Here is a 12,551-nt window from a genome sequence, read left to right as displayed (position 1 = left end):
ACTATTTCTTTCTATACATTTTGACCTTGGTTTCTATTTAACAAAATAAATTTGTAACATTTTCTGTTTTCTCCCAAGATTCATCCACTAATTATGACATCACATACTATATACCTTTATTCCCTACTTCGCAAATAAATATGTCTCCAGTTCTGGAACATTAATGTAATATAATTAAATTCACAATAGATAACATTTATTTTTTTATGTATATTATATTTCGTCAGTTATTTATGCTTCAGCCATTCTTCTATGTACAACATTCAAATCTCTTTCCTTCAATAAAATTATTTTTGAATAATTATTCACAATCCATAAAATACAATTTATAAAAAAACCCTCGCTCTCAAAACGAGAGCGAGGGTTTTCATCATTTATTATTGACCTTTGTACATTGCATCTACTTGTTTTTGAAGTTCTTCATTTTCTAAGAACTCATCGTAAGTAGCCTCTTTATCGATTACACCGTTTGGCGTTACTTCGATAATGCGGTTTGCAATTGTTTGTACGAACTGATGGTCATGTGATGTGAATAAAATTGTACCTTTAAATGCAATTAAACCATTGTTTAATGCAGTGATAGACTCAAGGTCTAAGTGGTTCGTTGGGTCGTCAAGTGTAATAACGTTTGCACCACTTAACATCATTTTAGATAACATACAACGAACTTTTTCGCCTCCAGATAGTACTGAAACGTTCTTCTTAACTTCTTCGCCTGAGAATAACATACGGCCTAAGAAACCACGTAAGAAGCTTTCTGACTCATCTTGTGGAGAGAATTGACGTAACCATTCAACTAAGTTGTAGTCACTGTTCTCAAAGTATTTAGAGTTATCTCTTGGGAAGTACGATTGAGATGTTGTAACGCCCCATTTAAATGAACCACTATCTGGCTCCATTTCACCCATAAGGATTTTAAATAATGTCGTCATCGCAATATCGTTACGACCGATAAATGCAACTTTATCACCTTTATTTAAAGTGAAGTACACATTATCTAACACTTTTTCACCATCAATTGTTTTAGAAAGACCTTCAACAGTTAATAAGTCATTTCCTACTTCACGTTCTGGTGTGAAGCCAACGAATGGGTAACGACGAGATGATGGCTTAATATCATCTAATGTAATTTTATCTAATAATTTTTTACGAGAAGTTGCTTGTTTCGCTTTAGATGCGTTTGAGCTAAAGCGCGCAATGAAGTTCTGTAACTCTTTTACTTTCTCTTCTTTTTTCTTATTAGCATCTTGTGTTAATTTTAAAGCTAATTGGCTTGACTCATACCAGAAGTCATAGTTACCAACATAAAGTTGAATTTTACCGAAATCAAGATCAGCCATGTGCGTACATACTTTATTTAAGAAGTGACGGTCATGGGATACAACGATAACTGTATTTTCAAAGTTCATTAAGAAGTTTTCTAACCATTGAATCGCTTTTAAGTCCAAGTGGTTGGTAGGCTCATCTAGTAATAGAATATCAGGTTGACCGAATAAAGCTTGAGCAAGTAATACTTTTACTTTCTCTGCCCCAGTTAATTCTGACATTTTCTTATCATGAAGGTCTTCACCAATACCTAAACCTTTAAGAAGAATTGCAGCTTCTGACTCAGCTTCCCAACCGTTCAGCTCAGCAAACTCACCTTCAAGTTCAGCAGCACGCATACCATCTTCATCACTAAAATCTTCTTTCATATAAATGGCATTTTTCTCTTGCATTACTTTGTAAAGACGAGTATGACCCATAATTACAGTTTCTAATACTGGGAACTCTTCGTATTCGAAGTGGTTCTGTTTTAATACTGCAAGACGCTCACCTGGCGTAATATGTATGTCACCTGTTGATGGTTCGATTTCTCCAGATAAAATCTTTAGAAATGTTGATTTACCAGCACCGTTTGCTCCGATTAAACCGTAGCAGTTACCTGGCGTGAATTTTATGTTAACATCTTCAAACAATTTGCGATCCGCGAAACGCAAACTAACGTTACTTACTGTAATCATTTGTGTCCTCCTACTAATACCGCTTATTTCAGCGTTTTCTCACCGATTGTCTTAAAAAATCGCATATTACGACTCAATTATTGTAGACTATAGTTATTATATAGTAGAAGCTGGATGAATAGCAACGGTTGATTGCTATTCCTTTCTTTCCAAACTTGAATAAAACCTTTGTTTTTAATTATATTAAAGTTACATACACGTTTTAAAGAGGATTCATTTTGAAAAAACATTTATAATTGGAGTATTATGTTTATCAATTGAAATAACACAATAATTTGTATGCATTTCGCATTATAAATAGCAAACTAAAGCACCAGGTAGTGTAAAAAGCTATTTCACCATTTGTATTATTAACTTATCTTTTAACATTGACCTATACGAGTCAATTTCATATTTTGTATTATTGATTTTTTCTTTGTTCATTTTTAACATATCAAATATTTCTAACTCTAAATTCCTTCTAGCTTCAAGAACTTTTATCGTTCCTTCTACACCTGAATGGTTATGTTCTTTCCCATAGCCTTGGTTCGTGTAATAGTCGACAAATCCTGTAGACCATTCTGGAGTTCTTTCTTTTAATGCCTTCCTAAATGAAAGTTCAAGATTATCTTGTTCTACATAGAATAACATTGGATTTAGATTCTCTATGATTTTTGCAACTTTCATTACATAATTTATTATTTTTTCTTTTTGTTCACCGTATTTAATCATCCCAATCGTTAATGGATTTTGTATGAAACAACATTCAAAAATATAAACCTTATCATCTTCTAGAGCAATTTCAGCAAAGTCATTCCATTTGTCAGCAATTAATTCAACATTTTTATCTAATGGTAATTCATATATATCGTTTCTTGAAATATCGTTACATAATTCGTCCGAAAACTGGTCACCAAACTCATTTTTTATCTTTCTGTATGGTAATAAATAATTGCTTCCTTTTTTTAAAACTCTTTTAAGAAGCACTTCTTTAAAATCTCCACTGTTAGATACTAATCTATCGAATTCAAATTTATTAAAACAAGATACACCATCATAGTCGGCGGGGTGGTTCAAATTCCCCTCTAAAAATAGTTCAACTTCAATTTTATTTTGGCTTAGAATTTCATTTATTAGCTTTGCAGTGGTCGATTTTCCGAATCCAGGTAAACCTTCTACTATTATTAGTTTTGCATTCATATTTATAAATCCCTTCCTTCAAAGTATTTAACCAAGATTTAAAAAATTAATTACTCCACTGCAATCACTCCTTCAAAATATGATATTCACCATTTCCTTTGAAAAATCCTTCTTAAAGTATCCTGACCGTTAGTTTAAGAACATTTTTTCACAATCTCTACCATTATTTTAACATAAATTTTCCATTTATCTTTTAAACCAAATACTTTGTCAGTAATCCCCAATCGTTGCGCTGCTGTTTTTACTGTTTTCTTTTTCTCTTCCTTTGCAATTTTACTATATAAAAGTACTTAAACAATGTAATACCAATTAAAAAAGGGATGCTAAATCATATGTGATTTACATCCCTAATTTGTGTGTTATTTTATATGTTCTCTCCCATAACTGAAACAGTTACTTTTAAAAGGCGATTCTTTTATTTCCTTTCACTTAATTTCTTTGCATAATTCTTCATTTTACTCGTTAAGCCTATTAAAGCAGGTAGCAATATCGGCATCACAATAATAGCTAATAGTAACAATGCAACACCAACAACGGATGCTACTTGTATAAGCGTTAATACACCTGAAGGGATTAATGCAGCAAATGTACCACCTAAAATAAGTGCCGCTGATAATACGACTCCTCCGATATGACGAGAAGCAGTTACAATTTTCGTCGCTGGGTCCTCTTCTAACTCATTGTATCTCATCATTACAAAAATACTATAATCCACTCCTAAAGCGACAATCATTATGAAACTAAAGAATGGAACATTCCAGCTTAGTGAATCTACGTTTAGTAAGTGTGTACTAATTTGTTCACTTATACCAAGTGATGCAAAATAAGCTAATATTAAAGATCCAATAATAAAGATTGTGTTTAATAATGAACGTGTAATCACGATTAATACGATTGCAATTCCAATTAACATAATTGTAGCTGTACGTAAGAAGTCTTGCCCTGTTACTTCTTTTAAATCAACGTTTCTAGCTGTTGTTCCTCCAATTGCTGTTTTCGCATGATTTAATTCCGTCCCCTTCAAAGTACCATCTATCGTTTTATTGATTTCTTGAATAATTGGCATGGCTTCTTTTGAATACGGATTTACGTCTAAAATGATTGTCATTTTAGCAGTCTTTCTATCATGTGACATGTACGTATTCAAAGCTTTTTGGAAATCTTCTCCCTCCAAAACTTCTTTTGGAATATAAAATTTCTCAGAGCTTTTTGATTCATTTAGTTCTCCTAAATATTTCTGAGCATCCCCTAGGCCGTTACTTACCTTTTCAAGGCCTTCTGTACTTTTAGATAGTCCTGATTGTAATTGTCCCATCTGTTCTTGCAAGTCTTTCAGTCCGGTTAATAGCTGACCTTGCCCATCGTTTATTTTCGTTAATCCGGTTTGTAACTCAGATGACTTGTTTGCAATTTGTTTTGAACCTGTTGCTCCTTCATTTAATCCATTTTTAAGATCAGCTGCTCCTTTTTGTAACTTAGTAACTCCATTGCTCATTTCTTTTAAGCCGTTATCCACTTTCAATAACGATTGATTCGCTTCTTTAAATGATCCCATCGCCGCATTGTGCTGCGCTGCTAATTGATTTAATTCATTTGACAGCCCACCTAATTGCTTTTGAGCCTCTTTAGCAATTCCTATCGTCTGCAGAATGTTAGGATCATTTGCTAATTCTGGTTTCGTTTGAATGAAATTGGTCATTAACATTTCAATTTGTTCATAACCTTTCTTCGCACCGTCAATCGCTTGAGAAATACTTCCGAAGTATTGATCGTAAGAACTTAAACCTTTTTCTAACTGCGTATAGCCAGCATGAAGTTGTGAAGTTGCATGAGATAATACACTTATATTTTCATTTACTGAAGTTAACCCACTCTCAATTTGCTGCGCACCTTTTGCTCCGTCATTTATGCCATTTGATAGTTGATTTAAAGCTGTTCCTAATGCCAATACACCATTTTTCGCTTCATTTGTTCCATCAATTAACTTTTGAACGTTTGCAAGACTATTTGAATCCTTACTACCCATTTTATCTTTCGCAGTAGTTAATCCATCATTAATTTCCTTTATACCACCATTGGCATCTCCTAAACCTGTATTTAGTTCACCCGCTTGTTTATTTATATATAGTTCTTTAATTCTTTCACCAGTTGGACGTGTCGGTGCATATACTTCTGAAACACCTTTCACTTTCAAAATCTTTTCAGTTAGTTCATCTAAAGTTTGAAGCGAACTCGCCTCATCTAACTTATTATTCGATTGAATGACTAACGTACTTGGTGAAGAAAAACCAGGTGGAAAATGTTCTTCTATTACGTTAATCCCCATTTTCGACTCATATTTATTGTCTACTTCAAATAAATCGTTGTAATTAAGTGTATTAGAATACTTTAATACGAAAGGAATCGATATCACGAATACAATAATTAAAGCGACAAACGGTCTTGCAACTGAATTTTTCGCAAAGAATCCCCATAGACGACTATCTTCATGGCCTTTAAATGTTTTAACTGGATAAAACATCCCTTTTCCTAGAAGCACCATGAAAAATGGATTTAACGTAGTTAATACGAGTAATAATACTGCAACACCAATTGCTACCGCTGAAGTAGATTGATATAATTTAAAGCTCGCTAAAGCAAGAGATGCAAAACCAATTAGTACTGCTATCCCGCTATATAAAACGGTTTTCCCTGCCGATTTAAATGTTTCTTTCGTAGCCAAAAATGAGTTTTCTTGTTTACTTAATTCTTCTTTAAATCTCGTAAATAATAAAATGTTATAGTCTGTTCCAACCCCAAACAGGACAACAACTACAAAGACTTGCGTAAAGTTTGAAAACGGGAAATTAAATTGATCTACAAGATGGGCAATAACCCCCATTGAAACTAAGTACGATACACCAACTGTAAGAAGTGAAATAATCGGAACAACAGGTGAACGGAATACAATGATTAATACTACAAGAATGAAAATGATAGAAATAACTTCAGTCTTTTTCACTCCCTCTTGAGAAGATGTAAGAAAATCACCTGCTACTAAGTCACTTCCTGTTAAGTACGTTTTTACCCCTTTCGTTTTCACTTTATTATGAAGATTATTTGAAACTTTCGATATTTCACCATGTTTTTTATCTATCGATATTTGCGTTAAAATAGTCGTATTATCTTTAGAAACTAATTGTTTCTCTAATTCTTTATTATCTAAATGTGAAACAACTTCTTTAATTCCTAATTGTTCTTTTTCATTTTGCAAAGCATTGATTGTTTTTGTTATTTCCTCTTTTTGTTCAGTCGTTAAAGCTGTTTTACTACCACTATTAAAAACTGCTATAATCTCATACTTTTCTGTCCCGTCTTTATTCATTTCTTTTATCATTTTGTCAGCAATACTACTTTGTTCTGTATTAGGAATCGTAATGTGCCCTTTTTCTTTCACTAATTTATCCATATTAGGCATCGTAACGATCATTGTAATGGTAATAACTATCCACAATAGAAAAGATAAACTTCTCCAATTTCTCAGCTTGCTCATTTGCATCATCTCCCACGATTAAAATTTTACGTTAGTTACGGAATGAATATTCATTCCTATTATTTTGAAAACACCCTTTCGGAATGAACGTTCATTCCTCTCGTTCTATTAATTTACTTTTTAGCTCTATTAAACTATGGATTTCGGAATGAATGTTCATTCCTATCCTTATAACGCTATAGAATCAAATGATTCTAATAGCATTCCAACAGCTTTCTTCCAGTTCTTTTACCAATTCTTCTGTATATTCTAATTGGCCTGTTTCCATTACTTTAATTAATTTTTCAATCGGTTGATATACAATGATAATTAACGCAATTGGTGGTAATGGACGGAGAAAACCTTTTTCGATTCCATCCTCAATCAAGTCCATAAAGAAACCCATAAAATCCTCGAATATTTCATTACTATGTTCATCGAGAAAATAACTATCACAGTGAGAATTCGTAAAAAGAAAAGCATCTGCATTTTGTCTTGCAAATTCAAATAAACGGTTGTATGTATGGCTAAACTGTTCACGAATATTTGCATTGACTGGAAAGTCGGTTTTTATTAACTCTGATAGCTGTAAAACACTTTTCGTAAATAAAGAATTAACAAGTGCTTCTTTATTTTCAAAATAACGATAAATGGTACCAGCACCTACTTTTGCTTTTTCAGCAATCATCGGAATTGTTGTACCATCATAACCTCGTTCTGCAAAAAGTTGTATTGCCGCATCAAAAATGTCTTCTTGTTTATTTTTAGCCATTTTTTCACCTCAATTTCAGGAATGAAAATTCATTCCGTTTTTAATTATAAATTACATCGGTTAAAAGTCAAGTGTGTGACAAGTATCATTGCGTTTTTAATCCCTTGTTTTGTGAAAAAATTTATATCAGCGATTATTAAAATATATCAGCGATTTTCAGGATATATCGGCGCATCTCTAATTATATCAGCGATTTTCAAAATATATCGACTTACCGACAAAAACTGACAACATTTGAAGAAGCTATTCCAAATGAAATTTTAGAATAGCCCGATTTCAAATATGCAGATTAAAAGAAATCATAAATAAACGGCTTGTGCACTGGTACTACATTCTCAAATGCCCGTATTTCCTCTTCGCTTCCGCTAATTAATTCTAATTCATTTAGTTCTAATGGGTGTTTGTATCCAAGCAATATTGTAGATAGTGCATTTATATCTAGCTTGATCCCTTTATCCATCGTTTCTTCTATAATTGTTATTTCATAATTTGCAAGTCTCACTGATACATTATTCCACGGTGCAAATGAATCTGTAATGTGTAGAATGACTTCTTGTTGTACATTGTTCCAGTTTAACTCATACTGTTTTAAGAAATGCTCTACATCTACAATTCTTCCCATAAAATATGGTTTTATTTCTGTTTTCACACGTGGTTCTTGCAATGTATATAACAACTGTTCGTTTTCACTTACTGTCATTTCAAGTTCTTTAATCATAGAATCATGTTGGCAAATAAAGTTCCATAGACCATTTCGAGCTTCATTATGCAGTGGTACGAATTCTTCTACAGTCATTTTAGATTTTTCTATTTTATATAACATGTAACCTGCTGCAGTTTTATTTTCATCGTAGTAAATTGCTAATGTTAAATCCTCATAAACAGCTTGTAACCACCATTTTTCATTGCGAACAAGCATACCAGAAAAACGTTCTGCAAATGTTTCATAAAGCTTCTCGACTTCTTCTGGGTGATTTTCTTTATTGAAACGTTTCACAGTACCATTCACTTGTTTTTTCATAACTAAATCACTCTTTGTCAAATGACATACGAGAAGATTCGCACAAAGTTCCCAGCCGTATTTACGGTAAAATGTAACAGCAAATGGATGTAACATTGATACTGTATATCCGTCTTTTTTCATCGTTTGAAGAGAATGTTGAAGCAATTCTTTCACATATCCGCTTCTTCTGTATTCTGGATACGTCGCTACCCCTGCAACGCCACCCATTTTAAATTTTTCTTTTCCTATGTATATATGAAACGGAATAAGGTGTAGTTTTGCAGCTAAGTCATTACCTTCCATAATACCGTATACTTCATGACTTTCCTTCATTCTTGTAAGTTGCTGCTGCATTCGTTCTTCTTCAACTTTATATTGAAAAGCGTATTCTGATAAGCGTAATGCTTCTCTAAATTTATCTTCTTTTAATCGTATAACGTTCATAAATTTTCCCCCTTCTTTATTTGAATTGTACCATAATTTAAAATATTACAGTGCGGTGAATGAAATTATATAGACTTAACGACACAAATTCAATATAAAAAAGCAGATACATCCTGTATCTGCTTCTCATCCATTTATTTAGTTAACCTTTGAAGTTCTTCGAAGAATGTAGGGTATGATACGCCTACTGCTTCTGCGTCTTCAATTGTTGTTTTTCCTTCTGCTAGACAGCCGGCAATCGCAAGCATCATTCCGATGCGGTGATCACCATAACTATTAACTGTATTTCCTTTTAAAACTGATTTCCCGTAAATAATCATCCCGTCTTCAGTTGCTTCTATGCGAGCACCTAGTTTCGTTAATTCCGCTACGACTGTATCAATACGGTTTGTTTCTTTTACTTTTAATTCGTGTGCATCTTTAATTACTGTAATTCCTTCTGCTTGCGTTGCCGCTAATGCGATTACAGGAATTTCATCAATTAATCTAGGGATAATATCTCCGCCGATTTCGATTCCTTTTAATGAAGATGTTTCAATTGTAATGTTTGCAGCTGGTTCTGATGCTCCTTCGTTAATTGGCTCTACAGTGAACGTAGCACCCATTTTCTCTAAAACATCAATAATACCTGTACGTGTTGGATTCATACCTACATTTTGTAATACTAGTTTACTATTTGGAATAATTGCACCTGCTACTAAGAAAAAGGCAGCTGATGATACGTCACCTGGTACTTGAACATCCGTCGCTGTTAACTTTTGTCCACCTGCTAGTTTCACTGTCTTTCCTTCGCGAGTTACTTTGACGCCAAATGCTTCAAGCATTCTTTCCGTATGATCGCGAGAAATATGTGGTTCTGTAACAGCTGTTACACCTTCTGCACGAAGTCCTGCAAGTAAAATAGCTGATTTCACTTGTGCGCTTGCTACCGGGGAAGTGTATTCAATTGCTTTTAAATCCCCACCACGTATTGTTAGCGGTGTAAACGTTCCTTCTTCGCGGCCATCAATGTTTGCACCCATTTGTTTTAATGGATTTGTTACACGTTTCATCGGTCTTTTTGCAATAGACGCATCACCTTGTACGCAAGAGAAAAATGGTGTATTTGCCAAAATTCCTGACATTAAACGTATAGTTGTACCAGAATTACCAACATCTAATACAGCTTTCGGTTCTTGTAAACCTTCTAATCCTTTACCAACTACAGTGACTTCATCACCGTTTTGTACGATGTCTACTCCCATTTCTTTAAAACAAGAAATCGTACTTAAACAGTCTGCACCAGGCAAGAAACCTTTAATTGTTGTTTTTCCTTCTGCAATCGCACCGAACATGACAGCGCGGTGAGAAATCGATTTATCTCCTGGAATTGTAATGTTGCCATTTAATCCGTTATTAACAGGTTGTATTGTTCTTTCCTTCACGTTTTCACCTTCTCATTTAAATTGTTTCATACGTTTGGTATTTTTCTTCTCCAAGCGCTAGCTTTGCTTTCATACGATCTTCTTCTCGTTGGAAGCTAATACGTAATACCCCAAGCAATCCTTCACGTGCTTCTAATATTTGCAAGTTCGTAATACTAATTTCTTCGCGCGCTAAAATACTTGTAATGTGAGCCAATGCCCCTACTTTATCTAAAACATCGACGTATAAGTCGTGATAGGCAGGAATCGCCCCTCTCTTTCTTACCGGTAAAGAGTCACGGTATTCTTTCGCATCCGCAAAATAGTTTTGAATCTCGCCTGCATCTCCGCTAGAAACTGTATCATATAAATCTTCCATTTCAGAGATCCACTCTTTTAATAATACCATTAAATGCTCTCGATTTTGCTTAACAATATCACTCCACATTTTCGGACTACTAGATGCGATACGTGTAATGTCTTTGAAACCTCCAGCAGCTAGCTGATGGATAAGTGGATTATCTCCTGCATGTTTCTCCACTTGCTTTACTAATCCAGCGGCAATAAGATGCGGGAAATGACTAACGATCCCTGTTACATAATCATGTTCTTCTGTATTTAAAACAAGGAAATGTGACCCTGTTCCTTTTAACCAATCTTTTAACTCTTCCACAGGTTCATTTGGCACATGATTCATTGGCGTTAAAATATAAAATGCATTTTCAAATAAATGCGCTTTTGCACTTTCAACTCCCGTTTTATGAGAACCTGCCATCGGATGTCCACCAATGAAAGAAATTTCCTTTGAAAATAAAGCTTCCGCTTCATTCATAATTGTTCCTTTTGTGCTACCAACATCGGTTACAATAACATCTTTTCGTAAACGAAATGACGCTAATTTGTGTAATAACTTCTTCGTTTCTTCAACTGGTGAAGCAAAAACAATTAAATGTGCCTCTTCACATGCATGTTGTAAATTTACTGCTATTTCATCTACTACGTGTAATTCTTTTGCACGCTCTACTTGTTCTGGAAATATATCATAACCTGTTATCGTTACATCGTGCTCTTTCTTAATTGCTAATGCGAGAGAGCCTCCGATTAAACCAGTTCCAATTAATACTACCTTCTTATGCATTTGCCTCATCTCGAGACTTTCTTTTTTTATTTTCAAAGTGTTGTTGTAACACTGAAATCACCCCTTCATTTTGCTCCCTTGTTCCGACTGTAATACGGACGCCATTTGGGAACGGACGAATAATAAATCCTGCGTGTGCACAAGCTTCATAAATCTCTCCAGCATTCTCAACTGGCAAAAAGATGAAATTTGTTTGCGATGGATAAAATGGAATATCATGTTCCTTACAAAAGCTCTCGTATTGTTGTAATCCCTCTGTATTTACACGAACTATTTCCTCAATAAACTCCTCATCACCAAAAGCAATCGTCGCTGCTTTTTGTGCTAATGAAGATACGTTAAATGGCAAACGTACGACATTTAATTTTTCGATTAACTCTTCATGTCCAACCGCATATCCAACGCGGTAAGAAGCTAATCCGTACGCTTTAGAAAACGTTCTAAGTACAAGAATATTTTTATGTTTTTCTAAAAGCGGTAATGTCTCTGGAAAATCTTTTGCTGTTACGTATTCATAGTACGCTTCATCAATGACAATTAACGTATTTTCACTAATGCCTTCAATAAATTGAGTCAATTTTCGGTCATTCACATATGTGCCTGTCGGGTTATTTGGATTACAAATCCATACGATTTTTGTATTGTTATCTACTACTGAAGAAATTTCGTCTAAGTCGTATACACCGTTATTTAACGCAACTTCCTTCACTTCGCAACCTTCTATAATTGCATGATGACGGTACTGCGGGAATGTTGCTCCAGCCGTTACGATGTTATCACCTACTTTTAGTACTGCACGGCTTATTATTTGAATGACTTCATCTAAACCACTACCGCAAAGTACTTGTTCCATTTGCACATGTAACTTATTTGCAATTGTTTGACGGAGCGTTGTAGCACCTCCGTCAGGATATAAAGCATGATCCAACCACGATTTTTGCAACTCATCTAAAACTCGTGGTGAACAGCCGAATGGATTTTCATTCGATGCTAATTTAACAAACGAATGATCTCCGTACACTTCTTTCATTTGTTCAAGTGATTTACCTGGTTTATATGGTTGTAATGATGATAGTTGCTCTTTTACTTGCATGTTAA

8 protein-coding genes are annotated in these 12,551 nt (G+C 34.2%); all 8 read right to left on the bottom strand.

Annotation, left to right across the window (positions count from 1 at the left end; all coding sequences use genetic code 11):
* Window positions 1-377: 377 nt before the first annotated feature.
* On the bottom strand, window positions 378-2,003 hold the full coding sequence (locus tag QCI47_RS13425) for an ABC-F family ATP-binding cassette domain-containing protein (RefSeq protein WP_000633868.1): 1,626 nt from the start codon (window positions 2,001-2,003) through the stop codon (window positions 378-380).
* 330 nt (window positions 2,004-2,333) lie between these two features.
* Window positions 2,334-3,182: a P-loop NTPase family protein gene (locus QCI47_RS13420; protein WP_353811821.1), complete on the bottom strand. Its 849-nt coding sequence runs from the start codon at window positions 3,180-3,182 to the stop codon at window positions 2,334-2,336.
* A gap of 415 nt (window positions 3,183-3,597) precedes the next feature.
* Window positions 3,598-6,714 carry an MMPL family transporter gene (locus tag QCI47_RS13415; RefSeq protein WP_000040977.1) on the bottom strand — a complete coding sequence of 1,039 codons (3,117 nt, stop codon included), beginning with the start codon at window positions 6,712-6,714 and terminating at the stop codon, window positions 3,598-3,600.
* A 184-nt stretch (window positions 6,715-6,898) separates the two neighbouring features.
* Entirely contained in the window at window positions 6,899-7,465 is a 567-nt protein-coding gene (locus QCI47_RS13410; protein ID WP_001107293.1) for a TetR family transcriptional regulator, read from the bottom strand.
* A gap of 289 nt (window positions 7,466-7,754) precedes the next feature.
* A complete protein-coding gene (locus tag QCI47_RS13405; RefSeq protein ID WP_353811820.1) occupies window positions 7,755-8,912 on the bottom strand; it encodes a GNAT family N-acetyltransferase in 1,158 nt (385 codons plus the stop codon).
* A gap of 134 nt (window positions 8,913-9,046) precedes the next feature.
* Window positions 9,047-10,336: a 3-phosphoshikimate 1-carboxyvinyltransferase gene (gene aroA / locus QCI47_RS13400; RefSeq protein WP_000664611.1), complete on the bottom strand. Its 1,290-nt coding sequence runs from the start codon at window positions 10,334-10,336 to the stop codon at window positions 9,047-9,049.
* 16 nt (window positions 10,337-10,352) lie between these two features.
* Window positions 10,353-11,453, bottom strand: a complete 1,101-nt coding sequence (tyrA, locus tag QCI47_RS13395) for a prephenate dehydrogenase (RefSeq protein WP_309423154.1) — start codon at window positions 11,451-11,453, stop codon at window positions 10,353-10,355.
* Window positions 11,446-12,546 carry a histidinol-phosphate transaminase gene (hisC, locus tag QCI47_RS13390; RefSeq protein WP_309423156.1) on the bottom strand — a complete coding sequence of 367 codons (1,101 nt, stop codon included), beginning with the start codon at window positions 12,544-12,546 and terminating at the stop codon, window positions 11,446-11,448. The genes tyrA and hisC overlap by 8 nt, the downstream gene beginning before the upstream one ends.
* Between the last annotated feature and the right edge of the window lie 5 nt (window positions 12,547-12,551).

Origin of the sequence: Bacillus cereus group sp. RP29, from assembly GCF_040459765.1 — a bacterium.
GTDB classification, from domain to species: domain Bacteria; phylum Bacillota; class Bacilli; order Bacillales; family Bacillaceae_G; genus Bacillus_A; species Bacillus_A paranthracis.
Note: the sequence above shows the minus strand (reverse complement) of the source record. Positions and strands in the feature narration are given on the sequence as shown.

What these genes read in the sequence shown, in the direction of transcription:
- QCI47_RS13425 (WP_000633868.1), bottom strand. Translation starts at nt 2,003, where the DNA reads ATGATTACAGTAAGTAACGTTAGTTTGCGTTTCGCGGATCGCAAATTG.
- QCI47_RS13420 (WP_353811821.1), bottom strand. Translation starts at nt 3,182, where the DNA reads ATGAATGCAAAACTAATAATAGTAGAAGGTTTACCTGGATTCGGAAAA.
- QCI47_RS13415 (WP_000040977.1), bottom strand. Translation starts at nt 6,714, where the DNA reads ATGAGCAAGCTGAGAAATTGGAGAAGTTTATCTTTTCTATTGTGGATA.
- QCI47_RS13410 (WP_001107293.1), bottom strand. Translation starts at nt 7,465, where the DNA reads ATGGCTAAAAATAAACAAGAAGACATTTTTGATGCGGCAATACAACTT.
- QCI47_RS13405 (WP_353811820.1), bottom strand. Translation starts at nt 8,912, where the DNA reads ATGAACGTTATACGATTAAAAGAAGATAAATTTAGAGAAGCATTACGC.
- tyrA (WP_309423154.1), bottom strand. Translation starts at nt 11,453, where the DNA reads ATGCATAAGAAGGTAGTATTAATTGGAACTGGTTTAATCGGAGGCTCT.
- hisC (WP_309423156.1), bottom strand. Translation starts at nt 12,546, where the DNA reads ATGCAAGTAAAAGAGCAACTATCATCATTACAACCATATAAACCAGGT.